Here is a 20854-nt window from a genome sequence, read left to right as displayed (position 1 = left end):
CCGCCATGGCTGACCGCTTGCCCACCGCCGTCGACCCCGCCGACGAGCCCGCCGACGGCCCGGCGAGCGTCGGGGGCGCCGAGTCGACGGCTTCCGTCCGCCAGGCCTCGGAGACCTGGGAGTCGCTCTTCCGTGCGCAGGTGGGCATCATGCAGCGCATCCGGCAGGACCCCTCCTTCAAAGACCTGCCCATCCGCGAGTACGACGTCCTGTTCAACCTCAGCCGGTGCCCTACGGGCTGGACGCGCCTCAACGAGCTGAACCACCACCTCCTGATCAGCCAGCCCAGCCTCAGCCGCATGGTCGATCGGCTCGAGGCCAGGAACCTCGTGCGCAGGCGGCCTGCCGCGACCGATCACCGGGGCATCGAACTCGCGCTGACCGAGGAGGGCAGGGCGCTCCAGCGGCGGATCGGCTCGGGCCATGTGCAGCGTATCCGGGAGGTCCTCGCGCCCGTCCTGGACCCCGAGGAGATGGACCAGCTCAAGGCCCTCACGGACAAGATCAACGCCCGGCTGGGCGCCTGACACCGAACCCCGCGGACCCCGGGGCAGGATGCACGAACAGTAAGGACCAGGATGAACGACGACTTCACAGCGGACGCGATCGGCGATCTCACGGGCAGGCGCGCGGTCATCACCGGGGCCAACAGCGGGCTCGGTCTCCAGACCGCCGTCGGGCTCGCGAGGAAGGGCGCCGAGGTCATCCTCGCCTGCCGCAGCGAGCAGCGCGGGCGCGAGGCCGAGCAGCGGGTCCGCTCGATCACGGGCAGCGAGAGGGTCGAGCTGCGCCTCCTCGATCTCGCCAGCCAGCAGTCCATCCGCGAGTTCGCGGCCGGGCTCAGCGGTCCCGTGCACCTCCTCGTCAACAACGCCGGGGTGATGGCGACGCCGCGGTCCACGACGGCCGACGGCTTCGAACTGCAGTTCGGCACCAACCACCTCGGCCACTTCGCCCTGACGGGCCTGCTGCTGCCGAACCTGCGCGAGGCAGGGTCCTCCCGCGTCGTCACGCTCTCGAGCCTCGCCCACAAGCGGGGGCGCATCGACTTCGACGACCTGCAGTCCGAGCGCCGCTACCGCCGGTGGGCCGCCTACGGACAGAGCAAGATCGCCAATCTCTACTTCATGGTCGAGCTCGACCGGCGCGCCCGTGCCGCAGGCTGGGACCTCACGTCGGTGGCAGCGCATCCGGGCGGGGCCACCACGAACCTGACGGCCGGCATGAAGATGCCCGCGGTACTCGACGTGCTCTCGGGGTTCGTCGCACTGATGGGCCAGTCCGCCGCGGCCGGCGCGCTGCCCGTCCTCTACGCATCAACGGCTGCCGACGTCCGGGGCGGGGACTACTACGGGCCGTCCGGTTTCGGCGAGACCCGCGGCGCACCCCGCCTCGTCGCCCCTGTGCCCCGCGTGCTGGACCGCGACGTCGCGGTGCGCCTGTGGAACCGCAGCGCCGAGCTCACCGGGGTGGACTTCGGGGCCCTGCAGCCCGTCGACTGAGGACTCGCTGCGCGAGGAGATCAGCCGGTGGTGCCCGGGGCGATCCGGAGGGAGCGGAGCATCTCGCGGATGGTCGCGAAGTCCGGGGTGTCGTAGAAGGCCTGGGCCTCCCCGATCGTCCCGAAGGTGACCGTCTGCGGTCCGGTGTTCGCGGGCGCCTTCGGTGCCAGCACCTCGAGGTCGCCGAAGCTGACCCGGCCGAGGGCGTCGCCGCCCTCGACGGTGTTGGACAGCGTGCAGGCCAGACCGTCCGCGCCGCCGGCCTGATCGGTGATGCCGTAGGCCGCGAAGAACCGGAAGCCCGTGATGAGCCGGATCACGAAGCGCGGCTCGACATCCGCATCCGCGGATGCTTCACCCGTGAGTTCGAGCGGTTCGCTGCCGATGACGTAGTAGGGGGTCCGCTCCGCCTCGGGGCAGGGCGCCTCCGGCGTCTGGATGCCGGTGTGCAGCTCGGCGGTCGTCACGCCCTCCGGCGTGCGGACCGCATAGTGCAGCGAATCGGGGGCGTAGACCCCGGGTTCCGGCTCCAGGAGCTGCACCACCCACGCCTCGGGGAGCTCGAAGCTCAGAAGCCGCCCCGGATCGGTGAAGACCTTCCAGCCCTCGCGTGCCTCACGCAGGGGTGCCGCCGCGGCCTCGGCCGGTTCGGCCGTCGCGGTCACGGCGGTCGTCGCGGGCGACGACGGCGCGCCGCCGTCGCCCCCGGGGCCCGTACACGCGGTGGCCAGCATCAGCGTCAGAGCGGCAGCGGCGAGGGCCTGCGGCAGTCGCCCACCCGGCCCTCCGGACGGTCCGTGCTCCATGGCGTCCCTCCCTGGGTGTGGCTCGGTGCGGCCAGTCTAGGCTCCGGCGGGGCTGCCCGCGTGTGCCGCGCCGAGGGACCGGACGGCCTCCACGGCATCGACGACGGCGCGGGCCGCCTGGGCCAGATCGGCGGAGGACGTGTCCTGCGTCCAAGAGAGCCGCACGGCGCTCTGCGCCGTCTCGCCGTCCAGGCCGAGGGCCAGCAGGACGCCGGAGGGTTCGGAGGATCCCGCCGCGCACGCGGACCCGCTCGAGCAGACGACGCCGCGGCGCTCGAGTTCCAGGAGGATCGCCTCCCCGCTGACGCCGGGGAAGCAGAAGGAGGCGAGATTCGGGAGCCGGCGCACGGCGTCGCCCGTGAGGAGCGCCCCGGGCACATCGGCGAGTACCCGCGCGGTCAGGGCGTCGCGGGCGGTCGCCGACCGGTCGGCGGCACCGGGCAGGGCTGCCCGGGCGAGCTCCAGGGCGCGGGCGAGCCCCACCGCGCCGGCCACGTTCTCCGTACCCGACCTGCGCCCGCGCTCCTGGCCGCCGCCGTGGAGCACGGGTTCGCACGGCGTGCCGGAGCGCAGGTACAGCAGGCCGATGCCCTTGGGTGTGCCGAGCTTGTGCCCCGAGATGCTGAGCGCTGTGACGCCGAGGCGGTCGACGTCCAGGGGAAGCCATCCCGCCGCCTGCACGGCGTCGGTGTGGAAGGGTACGCCTGCGCGCCGGCAGACCTCCGCGAGGGCGGGGACGTCCTGGACGGTGCCCACCTCGTTGTTCGCATACATCACGGTGCACAGCGTGGTTCCCTCCTCGAGCGCGGCGGCAAGGTCCGACGGCGAGATCCGGCCAGCGGCGGACACGGGCAGCACCGTGATCCGGAAGCCGTGGAACTCCCGCAGGTAGGCCAGGACCTCCAGCACCGCCGGGTGTTCGATCGCGCTGGTGACGAGGTGCCGACCGCGCGGGGCGGCGAGCGCCATGCCCTTGAGGGCCAGGTTGTCCGCCTCCGTACCGCCCGAGGTGAAGATGATCTCCCCCGGCCTGCAGCCGAGCAGCGCGGCGATGCGGGACCGGGCGCGGGCGTAGTCCGACGCCGCGGCCTCGCCGTAGGTGTGGTGGCTCGAGGGGTTGCCGAACGTCGTGGTCAGCAGGGGCCACATCTCCTCGAGGACCTCACGCCGGGCGGGCGCGGTGGCAGCGGCGTCGAGGTAGATCATGACCGCCCTCCCGGGTCCATGATCGCCGCCCGCTGCGCGACGAAGTCCAGGCCCAGATCGAGGGACCGCACGCTGTGGGTGAGCGCTCCCGCGGAGATGATGTCGACGCCGGTGGCCGCGATCGCCCGTACCGTGTCGAGGCGGACGTTGCCGCTGGCTTCGACGAGCGCGCGGCCGCCGATCCGCCGCACGCCCTCGGCGAGGTCATCCAGCGTGAAGTTGTCGAGCATGACGGTGTCCACCCCGGCGGCGAGCACGGGCTCGATCTGGTCCAGGCGATCCACCTCCACCTCGACGTGCACGGTGTGCGGGAGCCTCGACCGCGCCGCGCGGAGCGCCTCGGTGAGGGCCTCCGGGCCGTCCACGGCGAGGAGCGCCAGGTGGTTGTCCTTGACCATGACGGCGTCGGACAGGCCCGAGCGGTGGTTCGAGCCACCCCCGCACCGGACGGCCCAGCGCTCCAGGACCCTGAGCCCCGGCGTCGTCTTGCGGGTGTCGGTGATGCGCGCGCGGGTGCCGGCGGCGGCATCGACGAAGGCGCGGGTCATCGTGGCGATCCCGCTGAGCCGCTGGGCGATGTTGAGGGCGGTCCTCTCGGCGGTGAGGATGCCGGCGGCCGGTCCCTCGATCTCCGCGATGGTGTCCCCCGCGGTGAAGGCGCTCCCGTCGGAGCGGGGGAACGCAACGCGGATCCGCGGATCGGTGAGGCGCATCGCGGCCTCGATGGCGGCCGTCCCGCAGAGGACGCCCGGCTCGCGGGCCGTAATGGTCGCCGTCGCCCGCTGGTCCGGGCCGATCAGGGCCTGGCAGGTGAGATCCCCCCACGGCGCGTCCTCGGCGAGGGCGGCGGCGACGACGGCGTCGATCAGGTGCTGCGGTGGCCGCACGGGCTCGACGGCGTCCTGCCGGACGGGTGGGACGGTGGCGGTCTCGGTCATGGGTGGGTTCCTTCGGTGGCTCGAACGTAGGACCGGCTCGGGGCGGGAGCCGGAGGGGCGGCATCGGGCTGGTCCGAGCGGTGGTGCGCCCCGCAGGACGCGGAGCGTCGGGACGCCGCGTGCACGAGCAGCCGCGCACACAGCAGCAGGTTGGCCAGCTCGGGGTCGGTGTCCGGACGGTAGGAGGCGAGGTGCTTGCGGGCGAGGTCGAGGCCGGTGCCCGTGCGCAGCACTCCCGCGTGGTCGGTCATGACGGCCTGCAGGTCGCCGCGCGTGAACGACTGCGTGGCCGTCTCCTCCGCCTCGAGGTCGAGGTGTTCCACGTCGAAGGACGGCGCCCTCCCTCCGCCGGCGGCCAGCGCGGCGGCACAGCGGGCACCGAACACCACTCCTTCGAGCAGGCTGTTGGAGGCGAGCCGGTTCGCGCCGTGCACTCCGGTGCGGGCCACCTCACCGACCGCGAAGAGGCCCGGGACCGACGTCCGCCCCGAGGTGTCCGTCCGCACGCCGCCCATCCAGTAGTGGGCGGCCGGCACCACCGGGACGGGCGCGGAGGACCAGTCGAAGCCGTGTTGCACGGTCAGGGCCGTGAGGGTGGGGAAGCGCCGGGTCAGGAACGCACGGCCGAGCGCCGTTGCGTCCAGGTAGACGCCGGTACGCCGACGCCCTTCCGGTGTGCCGTCGCCGGAGGCGTTGCGGGAGCGGCTCCCGACGAGGTGCTGCGCGATGCTGCGCGAGACGACGTCCCGCGGCGCGAGGTCTCCGTCCGGGTGGTAGTCGGCCATGAAGCGGTGACCGTCGGCGTCGACCAGGCGTGCCCCCTCGCCCCGGACCGCCTCCGAGATCAGCGGGTTGCCGGGGACGTCGAGGGAGGTGGGATGGAACTGGAAGAACTCGAGGTCCGTCACCGCGGCCCCGGCACGCCAGGCCAGTGCGACGCCGTCGCCCGTGGCGATCCGCGGGTTGGTGGTGGATTCGAAGAGCTGACCCGCCCCGCCGGTCGCAAGGACGACGGCGTCCGCCCGGAGGGTCCGCGCGACTCCGCCGTGGAGCACCTCGACGCCCGAGGCGCGCCGGTCGTCCTTGGAGGACGGGGCCGCCTCGCCGCCATCGCCGTCCTGGGTAGAACTGTCGTGCAGCAGCACGTGCGTCACGAGGGTGTCCTCGAGGACCTCGATGCCGGCGTCGCGGCGCACCGCGGCGGTGAGCGCCGCGACGAGCCCCGCCCCGGTGGCGTCGCCGCCGAGGTGCAGGACCCTCGGCGCGGAGTGGGCGGCTTCCCGGCCCCTGGCCGGCACCGCCGCGTCGGCCGGGGAGGCGTCGAAGACGACGCCCGCGGCCTGGAGGGCGGCGATCCCCTGTGCCGCCCCCTCGCAGAGCACGGCGGCGGCCTCGGGCTCGGCCAGGCCCGCACCCGCGGCCAGGGTGTCGGCGATGTGATCGGCGACGGAGTCGTGCGCGCCGGCGGCAGCCGCGTCCGGGACGACGGCGGCGATACCCCCCTGCGCGTACCGGGTGTTGCTCTCGGCGAGCGCCGTCTTGGAGACGAGGACCACCTCGCAGTGCGGCGCGAGCCTGCGCAGCACGAGTGCTGTCTGCAGTCCGGCGACGCCCGAGCCCACGATGACCGCGCGCTGCACGGCATCCGCCGTCATGGCCGGACCGCGAGCATCCGGTTCAGCGCGACGCGGGCCGGTTCGGCGACGGCGTCGGACACCGTGATGCGGTTGAGGACCCGGCCCTCCACGAGCCCCTCGAGCACCCAGGCCAGGTAGCCCGGGTGGATCCGGTACATCGTGGAACACGGGCAGATGACCGGGTCCAGGCAGAAGATGGTGTGCTGCGGGTACTGGGCGGCGAGGCGGTTTACCATGTTGATCTCGGTGCCGACGGCGAAGGTGCTGCCGGGTGCGGCGGCGTCGATCGCCTTGCGGATGTAGTCGGTGGATCCCGCCTCGTCGGCGGCGTCGACCACGGCCATGGGGCACTCGGGGTGCACGATCACGCGCACGCCGGGGTGGTCGGCGCGGGCCTTCTCGATCTGCGCCACGGTGAAGCGCCGATGCACCGAGCAGAAGCCGTGCCAGAGGATCACGCGGGAGTCCGTGAGCGTCTGCTCGTCCGTGCCGCCCCAGGGCTTGCGCGGGTTCCACAGGGGCATCTGCTCCAGCGGCACACCCATGGCCTTGGCGGTGTTGCGTCCGAGGTGCTGGTCCGGGAAGAACAGGACCCGCTGGCCCCGCTCGAACGCCCACTCCAGCACGGCGGCCGCGTTCGAGGAGGTGCACACGATCCCGCCGTTCTCCCCGCAGAAGCCTTTCAGGGCCGCCGAGGAGTTCATGTACGTCACGGGGATCACGGGCCGGCGGCCGTCGGCGTCCGGCGCGGAGCCGAGGAGCGCGGTGAGCTGGTCCCAGCACTCGGAGACGGAGTCGATGTCCGCCATGTCCGCCATCGAGCAGCCGGCGGCGAGATTGGGGAGGATGACGGCCTGCTCCGGCGTCGAGAGCATGTCCGCCGTCTCCGCCATGAAGTGCACCCCGCAGAAGATGATCGCCTCGGCCGCGGTGCGTTCCGTGGCGGCGCGGGCGAGCTGGTAGCTGTCGCCCACGAAGTCGGCGTACTGCACCACCTCGTCGCGCTGGTAGAAGTGGCCGAGGATGACGACGGACTCGCCGAGGGTATCCCGGGCCACGCGGATACGCCGGTCGAGGTCCTCGGCGGACGCCGTCCTGTACTCCTCGGGCAGCTCCCCCTGCCGGGGGGTCGCGGCCGGGGCGGTGTCGAACATGGACGCGCCCGGGCCGTAGTCGGGCAGGGGAAGGGCATCGAAGGCCCAGGGGTTCTGCGCGAGGTCCGGCGTGCAGGTCCCGGTGGCGCCGGCGGCCCCGGGGGCCCCGGCCTCTCCGCGGGTGATCAACTGGATGGCGGTGGTGACGGACATGGGGCTTCTCCCTGGGATGGGGCCGGCACGGCGGTCGGCAGCGGGGCTGGAGGTGGGGCCGACCTCGGGTACGACGTCGGGGGTGGGCTAGGACGCCGGCGCGGTCGGTGGCTCGGCGCCGGAGGTCGACGTCCCGGGAGCAGGCGCCCCGGAATGCGGTCCCGTGTAGCGGTAGAGGCGCGGCGGCCGGTTCCGGCCGCCCTGGAGGACCTCGTCCGTCGCGGCGATGTCCTGCGCCGATCGGAGCTGGCGCCGGAAGTTGGCCGGGTCGAGGTGTTTGCCGAGCACGGCCTCGTAGACGCCCCGCAGTTGCGCGAGGGTGAAGCGATCGCCGAGGAAGTGATAGGCGACGGACCCGTAGGTGACCTTTCCGCGCAGGCGCTCCAGGGCGTAGGCGACGATCTCGTCGTGATCGAAGGCGAGGCCCACCGCCTCGGCGGCGCGGAACCAGCGCACGTTCTCCGAGTCGCGGGCCAGATCCGCCTGATCGGGACGGACGAGGGCCCAGTACACGATGGACACGAGCCGTTGGGTGGCGGACCTGTCCAGCCCGCCGAAGGCGTAGAGCTGCTCGAGGTAGGTCGGATCGAGCGCCGTCGTGTCCCGCAGGTTCCGTGAGGCGGCGTCCTGCAGCGACTCCCGGGCGCCGAGCGGGCCGCCGGGCAGCGCCCACTTGCCGAGGTGCGGCTGCCTGATGCGGCGGACGAGCGGCAGCCAGATCTCCGACCGGCCCGATGAGGGGTCGGTGCGGAGCGCGAAGATCACGGTCGAGATGGCGAGGGCGGGAGCCTGGGACTGCCGCTCCGAGACGTTGGCCGAGCCGTACACGCCCGTCCTCCGTCCGCTGGATGAGTCCCACTTGTTAGGGTCAGAATGACTATAACTCACGCCGGACGATTCGACCAGCCTTCTCGTCCCGCCTCGGCCCTCGAAGGGGTGTCCCGCGACCTGCCCGATCCCGGCGCGCTTACGATGGAAGGCATGGACCACCATTCCGTACACCTCGTCGAAGGCGTCGACCCCCGCCTGTCCATCACGCGCAGCGATGCGGGTGAGCCACTCGAGCTGCCGCCGGTCCTGCTGCTGCACGGCTTCGGCTCCTCGTCCCGGCAGAACTGGGTGGACACGGGCTGGGTCCGCTTCCTGAACGACGCCGGGCGAAGCGTCATCATGGTGGATCTCCCCGCGCACGGGGACAGCGCGGCGCCGGAGGACGCGGGAGCCTACGCGCCGAGCCGCATGCGCGCGGACATCCTGCAGGCCCTCTTCGACGAGCGGGTCCTCCCCCTGCGCAGTGACGTGCCGGGGTCCGGCGTGGACGTCGTCGCCTACTCCCTCGGGTCGCGCCTGGCCTGGGAGTTCGGCGCCACCCAACCCGAGCTGGTCCGCAGGATGGTGCTCGGCGGGCCGGGCACCGCCGATCCGCTCGCGACGTTCGATCTTCCGGGGGCCGAACTCCACCTCGCGGGCGGGCCCGCCTCGCAGGACCCGACGACGGCGGACCTCCTGCGCATGGCGCAGGCCGGACCGCACAACGATCTCCCCTCGCTGCTCGCGATGGTCTCCGCCATCAAGACGGAGCCGTTCGACCCGCAGCGGGCCGTCCCGAAGATGCCCCTGCTCCTGGTCGCCGGAGACCAGGACGAGTACGCGGAGGGCATCACCGACCTCCGGGACTGGGCGCCCGATGCCCGCATCACGACACTGCCGGGCAGGGATCATTCCAACGCCATCACCGCCAGGCTCTTCAAGGATGCGGCGGTCGCTTTCCTGGCGTGACCCACTCCTGATCAAGGTTTGGTAAAGGGCATGGCAGTGCGGTATCTTCACCGAGCCCTCGCGTTATACTGACATTTGATCAGCACACTTAGGGTGCGCCGGCGATCGCCGACCATCACCACCAGCGGGAGGACACGCGTGACCGTTCTCCTCGGGGACCGATACCAGACCATGGACCTGCTGGGGGTCGGCGGCACGGCATCCGTATACCGCGCGGTGGACCGCAACCTCGGGCGCGACGTCGCCGTGAAGCTCTTCAACCCGACGACCTCCACCGACGACGACTACCGCCGCCAGCACACCGAGACGATCCTGCTCTCCACCCTGAACCACCCGGGTCTCGTGACCCTCCACGATGCAGGGATGCACGAGGACCACGAGGGTCGCACGGCCGGCTTCCTCGTCATGGAGCTCGTGGACGGCGAGGATCTCCGGCACCTGCTCAAGCGCGGCGCACTGCCCGCCGACGACGTCGCGCAGCTCGGGGCGGACCTCGCCGATGCGCTGGCGTACATCCATTCGGAGGGCGTCATCCATCGGGATGTGAAGCCCGCCAACATCCTCATGTTCCACAGCGGGGACAACGGGACGCGGCTGTACCCGAAACTGACCGATTTCGGCATCGCCCGCATGGTGGAGGCCACCACGGCGACGGCCGTCGGCGCGACGATCGGCACGGCGAACTACCTGAGCCCCGAGCAGGCCAAGGGCGACCCCCTGGACGAGCGGAGCGACATCTACTCGCTGGGCCTCGTGCTCCTCGAATGCCTGACCGGCGAGAAGTCGTTCCCCGGCCCGGTGGTCGAGGCCGCGCTGGCCCGGCTCCTGCGCAATCCCCACGTGCCCGATTCCCTCGAGCCGGAGTGGAGCGGACTCCTGCGCCGGATGACGGCGAGGGATCCGGCACTCCGACCCGACGCGCACGAGGTGGCCCTGCAGCTCCGCAGCCGTGACGAGGTCCCGGTCGACGCCCGGGCCATGGCGTCCGTCGCATCCGTGGCCCGCCTCGCCTCGCCGGTGGACGCCGGCGGGACCGACGACGGCGACCTCGTCACCGGCGGTGTCTTCACGGGGAACGTCCACATCCCCGATCCGCCCGCCCGCGCTCCCCGCATCAGCTGACCCCGGGCGTCGCCGGCCGGACAGCCGGTGTGCTCGTGGTCCTCACCGTGGAACGGCGCCCCCCCCCGCCGGTCGATCCGGTGGGGGGCGCAGTTTCACGGTGTCGTCGTACGATCGAGCCGGCTAGCGCCCCTCGCCCGCATCTTCCTCGGGCTCGAAGTTGCTGGCCTCGTCCGTGGAGCCGGCTGCCACCCCGTCCTCACTGACCGGGATAGTGCCCTCGGGGCCGGCGCCCTGTGATTCTGCGGCGTCGTCGCGCTCGGTGCCTTCGGTGCTCATGCGTCCTCCTGGATCTGGGTGTCCTACGATCCTATGCGTGACGCGCGGCGATTGTCAGCCTGCTGAGCATCGGGGCGGGCGCCTCAGGCCCGGCTGACGTGCCGCAGCGCGATGGCGGACACGGACCCGAGGACGAGCAGGACGGCCGCGGCGGCTGCCGGGACGACGACGGCGGCCGCAGCACCCCCGGTCTCGGCGAGGATCCCTGCCAGTCCGGACCCGACGGCGGTGCCGGCGACGATGCCGCTCGCGAGGAGCGTCATGACCGTGCCCAGGCGGTGGGCCGGTGCGACCGCGGAGCCGATGGAGAAGATGGTGACCATCGTGGGCCCCACGAAGAGCCCGAGGAACAGCAGGGCGACGAGCATGGCGGCGATCGAGGCGGGCAGGGCCAGGGCGGCCGCGGCGACCGTCATGGCCGCGGCCGAGGCCATCCACCGGGTCGTGTGGCGGAGGCGCTGCGGCCAGTAGGCGACGGACAGCGCGGCGACCGCCGAGGTCAGGCCCATGACCGCGTAGAGCAGGCCCGACGACTCGGTCGCTCCGAACTGGCCCGAGAAGGCTGTCAGGAAGGTCTGGGTGGAGCCGAAGAACGTGCCCACCGCCACCATGCCCGCCACGGGCAGCAGGACGAGGGCGAATCGGGGGGCCCCGGCCGCGGAGGGGCGGGCCGCGTGCGACGCAGCCCTCAGGCCACCGTCGGCGAGTGTGCCGGCGTCGTCGGCGAGGGTGCGGGCGTCCAGGGATCCCCGATCGCTGTAGACCACGGTCCGGTGCACGGCGAAGGCACTCACGAGGGTGATGGTGAGGGTCGCGGCCAGCGCGAGCGGGAGCCACGGGGCGATCAGGCTCGCGAGCAGCCCGACGAGGGCCGGCCCGAGCACGAAGGTCAGCTCGTCCGCCGTCCCTTCGTACGACAGCGCGGTGTCCAGGGCCGACCGGGGGCTCCGCCGGGTCATCGCCATCCAGCGGACCCTGGCGAGGGGACCGATCTGGGGGCAGGTGAAGCCGACGGCGAAGGCTGCCCCGAGGACGAGCGCCAGCGCGCCCCCCGTGAAGACCGCGCTGGTCAGCGTCACGATCAGGAGGGCCACGATCGCCGCCGTGTTGAGCAGGGCCGAGACGAGCAGGACGATCCGCTGCCCGCGTTTGTCCGCGAGGAGACCGAGCAGGGGTGCCCCGAGCGCGGAGCCGAGGCCGACGGCGCCGGCCGAGAAGCCACCCGCGGCATAGGAGCCGCTCGCCGTGGTGACGAGCGTCAGGGCGCCGACGGTGAGCATGGCCAGGGGAAGGCGTGCGAAGAGGCCGAGGACCAGGAAGGAGGTGCCAGCGAGGTGCGGGAGGACGCCGAACCTGCCGAGGCGGGACCGCTCGGGCCCGGGCGGCGGCGGGGTCGAAGGGGCGTCCTGGGACGGCGTGGGGTCCGGCGAGGCCGGTGAAGGAGTCTGGTACATGCGCTTTCCGGGTGCATCGAACGCGCATCGTCCCTCCTCCCGATGCGCCCGACCCGGTAACGCCCCGAGTTTACACGCTGGCTGGCTGCTCCACATAGCGGAGGACCGAGCCCTGCCTGCCCTTCACGACCTGCAGCTGCGCGCTCACCCGCTGCTTCAGCTCCGGCACGTGGCTGACCAGTCCCACCACGCGTCCGCCGCTCCGCAGTCCCTCGAGCGCATCCATGACCTGCTCGAGCGCCTGGTCGTCGAGGGAGCCGAAACCCTCGTCGACGAAGAGGGTCTCGATGTCGAGCCCCCCGGCCTCCTGCTGCACCACATCGGCCAGTCCGAGCGCGAGGGCGAGGGAGGCCATGAAGGACTCTCCTCCGGAGAGCGTCGAGGTGTCCCGCCGGTTCCCCGTCCAGCCGTCGATCACGTTCAGGCCGAGACCGGACCGCCGGTTGCCCGCGGTGGCGTCGCTGTGGACGAGCTGGTACCGGCCGTCCGACATCTGCAGCAGCCGCTCGGTGGCAGCGGCCGCCACCTGTTCGAGGCGTGAAGCGAGCACGTAAGTGGCGAGGGACATCTTGTAGAGGTTCTCCCCGCCGCCGCGCGCGGTGTCGGCCACCGCCGCGGCCAGGTGGGCCTCCTCGCGGAGCGGCGCGATGTCCTTCTCGAGGTCGGCGAGCTGCCCGGTGTACGACTCGAGCTGTACCACCGAGTGCCCGAGCACCTCGGCGCCGATGCCCGCCCGGTGCGCCCTCGCCCTCAGGTCGTCGGCCGTGGCGCCGGCGAGGCGCTCGTCGTCGTCGGTCGGCGCGAGGATCCCCTCCTGCTCCTCGCGGAGGGTGTCACGGACGGCGCCGTCGTCCTCCGCGGCATCGAGGCGGTGCCCGCGCTGCTCGTACTCCTTCAGCGTGGCCGCGAGGCTCGCGGAGCGCTCCTCCGGCAGGAGGGCGGTGCGCGCCTCCTCCGCCGCATCGAACGGTGTCCCCTGGAGGGCGTCCCGGAGCCGCAGGGCGTTCTCCTGCTGCGTGCCGGTGGCCCGGGCCAGCACGTCGAGGGTCTCCCGGACGCGGTCGAGGTCGTCGTGGGCGCGCTGGACGGCGTCGATCCGGGCGGCGAGCGACGGTGCGTCCGCCTGCAGCCCGGCGATCCGCTGGGACAGCTCGGCGTCCTGGTCCGTCAGGGACGATCGCCGGCTCTCGGCGGCGGCGCGCTCCTCGCGCAGCGCGTCCCGCAGCTCACCGATCCTGGCCTCCTCAGCGAGCGCCCGGCGCATCCGCTCCTCGACGGCGGCGCACTCAACCTCGGCGGCCTCGGCGCGCTGCAGTGTGGAGCGCGCTGCCCGTGTCGCTGCCGCGGCGTCCTCGGGGACGGCCTCGCCGCCGCGGGCGGCCAGCTGCGCCACCGCGAGCCGCTCGTGGTCCCGCACCTCGCGCGCCGTCTGCAGTGCCGCTTCCGCCTCGGCCTGCAGGCGCCGTGCGGCCTGTTCCTCGTCGAGGCTGATCCGCTCGCCCTCCGGCGACGGCACGGGGGCCGGGTGCTCCGTGCTCCCGCACACGGGGCACGCGTGGCCGTCCTCCAGCTGTTCGGCGAGTTCCTGCGCCGCCTGCTCGAGCCGGAGTTGCAGCTTGGCCAGCCACTCCTCCTTGAGCGTCAGGAACCGCTCCGAGGCCAGCACGTAGCCGGCCTCCGCTGCGGCCTGGCGCTTCGTCGCGGCACTGTACTGCTGCACCGTCTCCTCGGCGGCCACCGCGGCGGCGAGGCCCGTGCGGAGGTGGGCGAGCCCGTCGGCGGCCTCCCTCAGGGGGACGAGGCTCCCGGCGTCGTCGGTGCGCTGACGCTGCAATCGCGCGATGCCCTCGCGGGCGTCGTCCAGCCCGTCATCAAGGCGTCGGATCGTCGACCGGAGGGCTTCCAACCCCTCGCGGACGTCGAGCAGCCGCTGCTCGTCCGGCAGGGCCGCCCGCAGCACGGCCAGGACGGAGGAGGACGCCGTGCAGGCGCTCGTCAGGGCGTCACGTGAGACGCTGCCATCCCCCTCTCCCCCGGGGATCCCGGGTCCGACGTCGAGGTACTCGCCGGCCGTGTCGTTGTGTCGGAGGCGGTCGAGCGCTTCCGTGTGCCGGGCGCGCGCCTGCTCGACCAGCGATACCGCCTCGTCGTCGAGCCGGAGATGGGCGGCGAGCCCGCGGGCCTGGTCGTGGCGTCGCGCCAGGTCCGCCAGTTCGGCGATCTCCTCCGCCCGGCCGCGGTGCTCCTCGCGCTGCGCCCGGAGTTGCGCCAGCGCGTCGAAGCGGTGCCGCCGGTGCCTGAGCGTCGCCAACGCACCGTCGGCGAGTGCACTCTGCTCCGCGAGTTCCGTGGATTCGCGGGCGGCGGCGTCGCGGCGTCCGGAGAGCGCCAGGGACAGCGCCTGCAGGGTTGCGGCCCAGGCGTCCGGGGCATCGGGATCGGCGCCCACGTCCGCGGGTGCGAGATCGTGGCGTCCGGCCTCGTCGACGGCACGCTGGAACAGGTGCCGCTGCCGGCCCTCCTGCTCCGCGAGGCGTCGGGCGGTCCGCTGGTGCTCCTCGGCGAACAGCCTTTCGAGGTCCTCGAAGCGTGCGGTCGAGAAGAGCCGCTGCAGCAGTTCCCGGCGTGGTTTGGCGTCCGCCCGCAGGAAGGCCGCGAACTCGCCCTGCGGCAGCATCACCACCTTCGTGAACTGCTCCTTGTCCATCCCGAGCAGCGACTGCAGCTCGAGCCCGGCCTCGTCATTCCGCGCGGACTTCTGGACCCAGTCGCTGCCGATCCGCTCACTGAGCAGGGTGCGCGCCTGTTCGGTGGTCGTGCCGCTCCCGCGTCGCGACGGCCTGTCCCAGGCCGGTGACCGTTCGACCCTGAAGCGGCGATCCGAGACGGAGAACTCGAGGGAGACCTCCGGGGCGAGGGACTCGGCCGCGTGGTCGCTCCGGAGTCTCTTCGCCGCCTGGCGCGCCCCCGGGACGGAGCCGTACAGCGCGAAGCAGACCGCGTCGAGCACGCTCGACTTGCCCGCGCCCGTGGGCCCGTTGAGGAGGAACAGGCCCTGGGCCGAGAGGGCGTCGAAGTCGACGCTCTGCCGGTCGGCGAAGGGCCCGAAGGCCTGGATCTCGAGGTGATGAAGTCTCATGGGGTGGCCTACCGTTCGTGGGCGAGGCTCAGTGCGGCGTCGACGGTCGACCGGACGAGCGCCTGCTCCTCGGACGACGCCTTCCGGCCACGCACGTGCTCCAGGAAGCCGCAGCAGACCTCGGCGTCGTCCCGGGCCTCGGCGAGGCGCTGGCTGTACGTGCGGGTGTCGGCCTGCTCTCCACCGTCGGGCGCGAAGGCGAGGACGAGCGTGTCCGGGAACCGGGCGCGCAGGCGCTCCATGGCCCGCGCCGGCCGTTCGGGGTCGGTGAGTGTGATCTGGCAGTAGGCCTGCTCGGCCCAGGCGAGGTCGTCCCGGACCAGCAGGTCCTCGAGCCGCCCGCTGAGGACCGCGAGGTCGCGGGGCGCGGGCCACTCCACGGCCTGGATACCACCGATCCCGTCCGGGGTTACCTCGACGAGCCAGGCACCCTTGGCCTGGTTGGCCTCCGAGAAGGAATATGCGAGGGGGGACCCCGAGTAGCGCACGGTCTCCGAGAGTCTCTGCCGTCCGTGGAGGTGCCCCAGGGCGCTGTAGTCGAAGCCGTCGAAGAGGGAGAGCGGCACGGCTCCGAGACCGCCGATCGCCAGATCGCGTTCGCTGTCCGAGCCGGCACCCCCCGCGGCGAAGGTGTGGGCGAGGACGATCGAGACCGTGCGCCGCGCGGCCGATCGCTGGACCAGGTCCTCGCGGATGCGGTCGAGCGCCGCCGTGGTCACCGCCGTATGCGTGGGGGCCTCCGCCTGCAGGCTCTCCGCGACGACCCGCGGTTCGAGGTAGGGCACACCGTAGATCGCGAGGTCGGCCTCCCCGCCGAGAGGGAGGACGACGGGGACGGCGATGTCCTCGAGGCGCGTCCGCAGGTGGACCCCGCCGCGGGCGAGGATGCGCCCGCCGAACCCGAGCCTGGTCGCGGAGTCGTGGTTGCCGCTGCTGATGACCACCCGGGCACCGGCGATCGTCAGCCGGTCCAGCGCCTCGTCGAACAGTGCGACGACGTCCACCGCGGGCAGGGCCCGGTCGTAGACGTCCCCGGAGACCAGGACGACGTCGATGCCCTCCTCACGGACCGTCTTCTCCATGTTGTCCACGAAGATCCGCTGGGCGTCGAGGGTGCCGGTGCCGTGGAAGGACCGGCCCAGGTGCCAGTCGGACGTGTGAAGGATCTTCATGATTTTCACGCTACCGCTGTACGCCGACATTCCATGGATCAGCGCGCGGCGGGGCCGCGATCGGGTGGGGGTCCGGGCCCCGCCTCCTAGACTGGTCGGGTGATGACGAACAACACCGCCGCCGGCGGCGACACGGACTTCGGCACGGGCGACGCGCAGGCCGCCGGGGATGCACGACAGGGGGCCGCGGCCGCCTACGAGGACCGGGTGCTGGGGTGCCTCCTCGGGACGATGGCGGGTGACGCCTACGGCCTCCTGTACGCAGCGGGGGACGATCCGCTGCCCGCCCTGGTCGATCCCTCGGACCTGGCCGTCTCGGACGCCACCCACCTGACGCTGTACACCGTCGACGGGCTGACGGACGCGCTGGAGTGGGCGAACGACGGCGTCGCAGCCGACGAGACCGCCTGCCTGTGGCTCGCCTATCTGCGGTGGCTCACGCGCCAGGGAGAGCACCTCCCGCCCAGGGCGCCGGCAGCGCCCGCCCGGTGGCTCGACCGGCAGGAGGACATCCTCCCGGTGCACGAACCGGACGCCGACACCGTCCGGGCCCTCCTCACCGGCGAGATGGGGACCCGCGCACGGCCGCTGAACCCGGAGGCGGAGGGAGCGGGTGCGCTGATGCGTTCGGCACCCTTCGGCCTGGTGCCCCGCATCCCGGCCAGCCTGGTCGAGCGGCTGACCGTCGAGGCCGCCGCCCTCACGCACGGGTCCGCCGCCGCCCGGGCCACCGCGGCCCTGTACAGCGGGGTCATCCGCTCCCTCGCCATCGACGGCCTCACCCTCGAGGAGGCCGTCCTCGCCGAGCGCGGCGAGGAGCGCCACCTGGCGGAGGACACGGGGACGGATCCGGCACGTGCCGCCTCGGAGGGGGTCACCGCGCACCGATCCCCCGCCGAACGGACGGGGGCGGACGCGACGACGGCCGCCGCGACCCTCGAAACGGCCCTCCAGGCTGCTCGCGAGGGGGCGTCCGCGGCATCGCCCCGCGAACAGCTCGCTGCAGCGCTGGCACATGCGGCGGCCGCCGGCCGGCCCGACGCCTCACCCGTGGTCGCGGCCTCGCTCGTGGGCGGCATCGTCGGAGCACTGCACGGGACGATCGCGCTGCCTGACGCCTACCTGACCGCTCCCGGGGCGGCCGGCGTCGTCCGGTCCATGGCCAGGACCCTCCTGAAGGCGACCACCGGCTCCTGACCCGTCCCGTCCGCGGCCGCCGGATCCCAGCGGCCGGGGACGGCGGAGCGCTCTAGGCTTGGTCCCATGTGGAACCCTGTCCAGCTCCCTCCGCTCGCCGGCGAGCGCATCCTCGTCACGGGCGGCAACGCCGGTCTCGGCTACTTCGCCTGCGAGCAGCTGGCCGCCGCGGGCGCCCACGTGATCCTGGCGTCACGGAGCGCCGACAAGGCCGCGCGGGCCATGGACGCCATCCGCGGGCGGTATCCCGGCGCCGGTCTCTCCTTCCAGCCCCTCGACCTGGCGGATCTCGCGTCCGTCCGCACGGCCGCCGCGACGATCGCTGCCGGAGCGCCGCTGAGCGGCCTCCTCGCGAACGCAGGCGTGGTGGGGTCCGGGCGACGGCGGACGACGGCGGACGGCTTCGAACTCCAGTTCGGCACCAACCACCTCGGGCACTATGCGCTGATCGCCCGCCTCCTGCCGTCGCTGTCCGCCGCGGGCACGAGGATCGTGCACCTCGGCAGCATCAGCCACCGTTGGGCGCGGCTCACGCCGTCGTTCCTCCAGCCGTCGTCGTACAGCAGTGCGCGCGCCTACGCGACGTCGAAGCTCGCCGTCATGGCCTTCGGCTTCGAGCTCGCCCGGCGCCTCGACGCCACCGGCAGCCAGGCGACCAGCGTCGTCGCCCATCCGGGACTGGCCCTCGGCATGCTGACCCCGGACCGCCCCGGGGTCGCCGCGCACCGCTCCGCGCCCCGGTGGAGGCAGCGGGTCATGGAGCCGGTGGCGCAGGGGAAGGACGACGGCGCCTGGCCGCTGGTCCGCGCCACGATCGACCGTCAGATCCCGAACGGCGCCTACTGCGGTCCGGACGGCTGGTTCCAGCTCACGGGGCAGCCCGTCGTCGTGCCCGCGAAGCGGCACGCGCTGGAGCGCAACGCCGCGAGCCGGCTGATCGACCTGTCGGCCCGGCTGACCGGCGTCGACCTCCGCTTCTGACCGGAGGGTGGGCAGCCGGCGTCGCGGTCACTGGCTGTCGGCAGGCCAGCGTCCGCCGGTCATCTGCAGGAACTCCGCCTCGGACAGCACCTCGATCTCCTGGCCCCGCTCGTGCAGTTCGAGCACCCGCCGTGCCTTGCCGGTGACGCGGCCGTTGCGGAGGTCGGATGCCACGAAGCCGTCCCCGACCACGAGGACCGTGGTACGCCGGGTGACGGAACTCGCCGGCTGCGCTCCGAGGCGCGCCGCACGCTCCTTGGCCTGGGGGCGCGGGATGCCGAGATTGCCGGTGAAGACCACGGTCTGCCCGTACAGCGGGTGCCGCGGATCGGCCTGGGCGTTTGCGTGGGGGTTCTCCCCCTCCTCCGGCCAGCCGGACCAGCCCGTGGGCGACGTGCCGCGCTCGAGGGCCGTGCGCGTCGCCTTCGACAGCTCGTCGACGCCGGGCGCGTAGGGCTCGGCGCGCGAGAGCCGGAGGTTGTGGCGTTCGAGCACGCCCTCGACGGTCGGCGCGTCGTACCGGCGCGCGATGTCGATCATGATGCCGGCGCAGGCCCGGGCGTCCTCCACGGCGTCGTGATGGTTGAGCAGGGGCACCCCGGCCGCCTCCGCGACGAACGGTAGGGAGTAGGAGGGCAGCGAATAGCTCTTGCGGGAGAGCACCACGGTGCAGGCATAGTCCCACGCGGGACCCGACAGCGCGGAGACCTCGAGCGCCGACCGGATGACGCCGAGATCGAACGCCGCGTTGTGCGCGACCAGGACGTCGGAGCCGATGAAGCCCCCGATCTCGGGGAAGAGCTCGCCGAAGCGGGGGGCGTCCTCGACCATCGCCGAGGTGATGCCATGGATCGCGATGTTGCGGGAGTCGAAGTGGTCGTGGCCCACGGGCGGACGCATCAGCCAGGAGGCCTCCTCGACGACCCGGCCGTCCCTGACCTTGGTCAGGCCGACGGCGCACGGGGAGCCGCGGAAGCCATTCGCCGTCTCGAAGTCGATGGCCGTGAACGCGATTCCCACGGTCCCCAGTTTACCGCTGCCCCGGCGCCGACCGTTCACCCGAAGTTCACCGCAGCATCGGTGCCGTATCCCGGGGCGCGTTCCTATGCTGGACCATGGCCCGCACTGACAGTCAGCACCGGTGGTACCTCTTCGACTACGGCAACGTGATCTCCACGCCCCCGACACCCCAGGACTGGGACCTGCTCGCGGAGGCGGCCGGCGTCGACCACCTCCAGGACCAGGGCTCCGCCTACTGGCGGCACCGCTTCGCCTATGACGCCGGGTCCCTGACCTCCGACGAGTACTGGTCGCTCGTGTGCGGCAGCCGCGTCGGGTCCCTCCGTGCCGGCTGGCTCGACATCCTCGACGCGAACCAGTGGTCGCACCTGAATCTCGACACACTCGACGTCCTCGAGGACCTGGACGCGCGGGGCGACCGCCTGGCGGTGCTGTCCAATATGCCGGCGGCCATGGCCGCGCGGTTCGCGGGCGCATCGTGGACGAGGCTCTTCAGGCACAGCTTCTTCAGTTCGTCGCTGCGGCTGGTCAAGCCCGACCGCGCGATCTTCGACCACGTCCTCGCCGAACTCCGGGCCGGGCCGGAGCAGGTGACCTTCGTCGACGACTCGCCCGCGAACATCGCCACGGCGAAGGAATTGGGCATCCACGCGGTGCTGTTCGACCCGTCGGCGGACCTCTCGCGCCTGCTCACGGAGAGCCGCGCGGTCAGTGGTGCGTACCGGGAATGAGCAGGTCCCGGACGGCGTCGGCTCCCTGCACGTCGGCCACCCAGTCCGGTCGGACGAAGTCCTCCCGGGCGAGCAGGAGGTTCTGCTGCACATCGACCTCCCCGCGGCGGGCCTCCACGAGCGAGGTCCCGTTCGGGGCGTAACCGAGCCGCGTGGACACGCCCAGCGAGGCACCGTTCCAGGCCGCGGCCTCGGACACCGCGGAGGTCGCCCCGAGTGGTCGAAGGCGAACTGCAGCACGGCCGCCCGCATCTCGGTCCCGAGCCCCCGACCGTGGACGGACCGGGTGAGCCAGGAGCCGGAACCGACGCGCCGGAGCAGCGGGAAGGAGTGGGCGGTCAGGTCCTGGACGCCGATCACGCGGCCCTCGTGCAGCACCGCGAAGTTGATGGTCCAGGCGTCCGCCGAGACCCCCGCGCGGATCCGCCACTGGTGCTTCGCCGTCTCCGTGATCAGGACCTCCCGCGGCGCGTCCGTCCACGGGACGCTGAAGGGCATCTCCGCGGGGTCGTGGATGCCGGCAAGGACGGCGTCGACCAGCTCCGGCAGATGATCGTCGCGGACCGGGGTGAGCACCAGCCGCG

General features: G+C 72.8%; 19 protein-coding genes and 1 pseudogene. 7 read left to right on the top strand and 13 right to left on the bottom strand.

The window, feature by feature from the left end; translation table 11 throughout:
* Positions 1 to 5: 5 nt before the first annotated feature.
* Positions 6 to 527, top strand: a complete 522-nt coding sequence (locus tag AC4D2E_RS04315; protein WP_104165579.1) for a MarR family winged helix-turn-helix transcriptional regulator — start codon at positions 6 to 8, stop codon at positions 525 to 527.
* A gap of 51 nt (positions 528 to 578) precedes the next feature.
* On the top strand, positions 579 to 1502 hold the full coding sequence (locus AC4D2E_RS04310; RefSeq protein ID WP_490951757.1) for an oxidoreductase: 924 nt from the start codon (positions 579 to 581) through the stop codon (positions 1500 to 1502).
* Positions 1503 to 1522: 20 nt separating this feature from the next.
* Here the strand turns inward: AC4D2E_RS04310 and AC4D2E_RS04305 are convergent, their stop codons facing one another.
* From AC4D2E_RS04305 to AC4D2E_RS04280, 6 genes are all read right to left on the bottom strand, one after another.
* Positions 1523 to 2308 carry a hypothetical protein gene (locus AC4D2E_RS04305; RefSeq protein WP_490951756.1) on the bottom strand — a complete coding sequence of 262 codons (786 nt, stop codon included), beginning with the start codon at positions 2306 to 2308 and terminating at the stop codon, positions 1523 to 1525.
* A gap of 36 nt (positions 2309 to 2344) precedes the next feature.
* Positions 2345 to 3514, bottom strand: coding sequence for a cysteine desulfurase family protein (locus AC4D2E_RS04300; protein ID WP_490951755.1), 1170 nt, complete (start codon positions 3512 to 3514; stop codon positions 2345 to 2347).
* Positions 3511 to 4452 carry a carboxylating nicotinate-nucleotide diphosphorylase gene (gene nadC / locus AC4D2E_RS04295; protein WP_490951754.1) on the bottom strand — a complete coding sequence of 314 codons (942 nt, stop codon included), beginning with the start codon at positions 4450 to 4452 and terminating at the stop codon, positions 3511 to 3513. Before nadC ends, AC4D2E_RS04300 begins: the two co-directional genes overlap by 4 nt.
* Positions 4449 to 6107 carry an L-aspartate oxidase gene (nadB, locus tag AC4D2E_RS04290; RefSeq protein ID WP_490951753.1) on the bottom strand — a complete coding sequence of 553 codons (1659 nt, stop codon included), beginning with the start codon at positions 6105 to 6107 and terminating at the stop codon, positions 4449 to 4451. The genes nadC and nadB overlap by 4 nt, the downstream gene beginning before the upstream one ends.
* Positions 6104 to 7396 (bottom strand): quinolinate synthase NadA, encoded by a 1293-nt coding sequence (gene nadA / locus AC4D2E_RS04285; RefSeq protein ID WP_490951752.1) that lies wholly within the window; start codon positions 7394 to 7396, stop codon positions 6104 to 6106. Before nadA ends, nadB begins: the two co-directional genes overlap by 4 nt.
* Positions 7397 to 7483: 87 nt before the next feature.
* Complete coding sequence (locus AC4D2E_RS04280; RefSeq protein WP_258069700.1) at positions 7484 to 8224, bottom strand: NUDIX hydrolase; 741 nt, start codon at positions 8222 to 8224, stop codon at positions 7484 to 7486.
* Between the two features lie 153 nt (positions 8225 to 8377).
* Here AC4D2E_RS04280 and AC4D2E_RS04275 point away from each other — a divergent pair, with 153 nt between their 5' ends.
* Together AC4D2E_RS04275 and AC4D2E_RS04270 are read left to right on the top strand one after the other, a co-directional pair.
* Entirely contained in the window at positions 8378 to 9175 is a 798-nt protein-coding gene (locus AC4D2E_RS04275) for an alpha/beta fold hydrolase (protein WP_104165594.1), read from the top strand.
* Between the two features lie 138 nt (positions 9176 to 9313).
* Positions 9314 to 10297 (top strand): serine/threonine-protein kinase, encoded by a 984-nt coding sequence (locus AC4D2E_RS04270; RefSeq protein WP_258069701.1) that lies wholly within the window; start codon positions 9314 to 9316, stop codon positions 10295 to 10297.
* Between the two features lie 123 nt (positions 10298 to 10420).
* Here the strand turns inward: AC4D2E_RS04270 and AC4D2E_RS04265 are convergent, their stop codons facing one another.
* The 4 genes from AC4D2E_RS04265 to AC4D2E_RS04250 all read right to left on the bottom strand — a co-directional run bounded on the left by AC4D2E_RS04265 (position 10421) and on the right by AC4D2E_RS04250 (position 16341).
* Positions 10421 to 10576, bottom strand: coding sequence for a hypothetical protein (locus tag AC4D2E_RS04265; RefSeq protein WP_181033548.1), 156 nt, complete (start codon positions 10574 to 10576; stop codon positions 10421 to 10423).
* Between the two features lie 83 nt (positions 10577 to 10659).
* The gene (locus tag AC4D2E_RS04260) at positions 10660 to 12030 is read right to left on the bottom strand and encodes an MFS transporter (RefSeq protein WP_104165596.1); all 1371 of its coding nucleotides are present in this window, start codon (positions 12028 to 12030) and stop codon (positions 10660 to 10662) included.
* Positions 12031 to 12100: 70 nt separating this feature from the next.
* A complete protein-coding gene (locus tag AC4D2E_RS04255) occupies positions 12101 to 15169 on the bottom strand; it encodes an AAA family ATPase (RefSeq protein WP_490951751.1) in 3069 nt (1022 codons plus the stop codon).
* 8 nt (positions 15170 to 15177) lie between these two features.
* Positions 15178 to 16341, bottom strand: coding sequence for an exonuclease SbcCD subunit D (locus AC4D2E_RS04250; RefSeq protein WP_490951750.1), 1164 nt, complete (start codon positions 16339 to 16341; stop codon positions 15178 to 15180).
* A gap of 102 nt (positions 16342 to 16443) precedes the next feature.
* Between AC4D2E_RS04250 and AC4D2E_RS04245 the strand changes: the two genes are divergently transcribed.
* Complete coding sequence (locus AC4D2E_RS04245) at positions 16444 to 17538, top strand: ADP-ribosylglycohydrolase family protein (RefSeq protein WP_490951749.1); 1095 nt, start codon at positions 16444 to 16446, stop codon at positions 17536 to 17538.
* A 66-nt stretch (positions 17539 to 17604) separates the two neighbouring features.
* On the top strand, positions 17605 to 18519 hold the full coding sequence (locus AC4D2E_RS04240; protein WP_490951748.1) for an SDR family NAD(P)-dependent oxidoreductase: 915 nt from the start codon (positions 17605 to 17607) through the stop codon (positions 18517 to 18519).
* 27 nt (positions 18520 to 18546) lie between these two features.
* On the opposite strand, the gene AC4D2E_RS04235 is transcribed toward AC4D2E_RS04240, so the two are convergent.
* A complete protein-coding gene (locus AC4D2E_RS04235) occupies positions 18547 to 19539 on the bottom strand; it encodes an exonuclease domain-containing protein (RefSeq protein ID WP_490909595.1) in 993 nt (330 codons plus the stop codon).
* A 95-nt stretch (positions 19540 to 19634) separates the two neighbouring features.
* On the opposite strand from AC4D2E_RS04235, the gene AC4D2E_RS04230 reads away from it, so the two are divergent.
* Complete coding sequence (locus tag AC4D2E_RS04230; protein ID WP_490951747.1) at positions 19635 to 20270, top strand: HAD family hydrolase; 636 nt, start codon at positions 19635 to 19637, stop codon at positions 20268 to 20270.
* On the opposite strand, the gene AC4D2E_RS04225 is transcribed toward AC4D2E_RS04230, so the two are convergent.
* Both AC4D2E_RS04225 and AC4D2E_RS04220 read right to left on the bottom strand, forming a co-directional pair.
* Entirely contained in the window at positions 20248 to 20469 is a 222-nt protein-coding gene (locus tag AC4D2E_RS04225) for a hypothetical protein (RefSeq protein ID WP_490951746.1), read from the bottom strand. The two genes, AC4D2E_RS04230 and AC4D2E_RS04225, sit on opposite strands and share 23 nt — an antisense overlap.
* A gap of 68 nt (positions 20470 to 20537) precedes the next feature.
* Positions 20538 to 20846 (bottom strand): annotated as a pseudogene (locus tag AC4D2E_RS04220) (GNAT family N-acetyltransferase); the annotation flags it as partial.
* Positions 20847 to 20854: the final 8 nt, after the last annotated feature.

The sequence above is a fragment of the Arthrobacter sp. TJ-265 genome, from assembly GCF_058269135.1.
Note: the sequence above shows the minus strand (reverse complement) of the source record. Positions and strands in the feature narration are given on the sequence as shown.

What these genes read in the sequence shown, in the direction of transcription:
- AC4D2E_RS04315 (WP_104165579.1), top strand. Translation starts at nt 6, where the DNA reads ATGGCTGACCGCTTGCCCACCGCCGTCGACCCCGCCGACGAGCCCGCC.
- AC4D2E_RS04310 (WP_490951757.1), top strand. Translation starts at nt 579, where the DNA reads ATGAACGACGACTTCACAGCGGACGCGATCGGCGATCTCACGGGCAGG.
- AC4D2E_RS04305 (WP_490951756.1), bottom strand. Translation starts at nt 2,308, where the DNA reads ATGGAGCACGGACCGTCCGGAGGGCCGGGTGGGCGACTGCCGCAGGCC.
- AC4D2E_RS04300 (WP_490951755.1), bottom strand. Translation starts at nt 3,514, where the DNA reads ATGATCTACCTCGACGCCGCTGCCACCGCGCCCGCCCGGCGTGAGGTC.
- nadC (WP_490951754.1), bottom strand. Translation starts at nt 4,452, where the DNA reads ATGACCGAGACCGCCACCGTCCCACCCGTCCGGCAGGACGCCGTCGAG.
- nadB (WP_490951753.1), bottom strand. Translation starts at nt 6,107, where the DNA reads ATGACGGCGGATGCCGTGCAGCGCGCGGTCATCGTGGGCTCGGGCGTC.
- nadA (WP_490951752.1), bottom strand. Translation starts at nt 7,396, where the DNA reads ATGTCCGTCACCACCGCCATCCAGTTGATCACCCGCGGAGAGGCCGGG.
- AC4D2E_RS04275 (WP_104165594.1), top strand. Translation starts at nt 8,378, where the DNA reads ATGGACCACCATTCCGTACACCTCGTCGAAGGCGTCGACCCCCGCCTG.
- AC4D2E_RS04265 (WP_181033548.1), bottom strand. Translation starts at nt 10,576, where the DNA reads ATGAGCACCGAAGGCACCGAGCGCGACGACGCCGCAGAATCACAGGGC.
- AC4D2E_RS04260 (WP_104165596.1), bottom strand. Translation starts at nt 12,030, where the DNA reads ATGTACCAGACTCCTTCACCGGCCTCGCCGGACCCCACGCCGTCCCAG.
- AC4D2E_RS04255 (WP_490951751.1), bottom strand. Translation starts at nt 15,169, where the DNA reads ATGAGACTTCATCACCTCGAGATCCAGGCCTTCGGGCCCTTCGCCGAC.
- AC4D2E_RS04250 (WP_490951750.1), bottom strand. Translation starts at nt 16,341, where the DNA reads ATGAAGATCCTTCACACGTCCGACTGGCACCTGGGCCGGTCCTTCCAC.
- AC4D2E_RS04245 (WP_490951749.1), top strand. Translation starts at nt 16,444, where the DNA reads ATGACGAACAACACCGCCGCCGGCGGCGACACGGACTTCGGCACGGGC.
- AC4D2E_RS04240 (WP_490951748.1), top strand. Translation starts at nt 17,605, where the DNA reads ATGTGGAACCCTGTCCAGCTCCCTCCGCTCGCCGGCGAGCGCATCCTC.
- AC4D2E_RS04230 (WP_490951747.1), top strand. Translation starts at nt 19,635, where the DNA reads ATGGCCCGCACTGACAGTCAGCACCGGTGGTACCTCTTCGACTACGGC.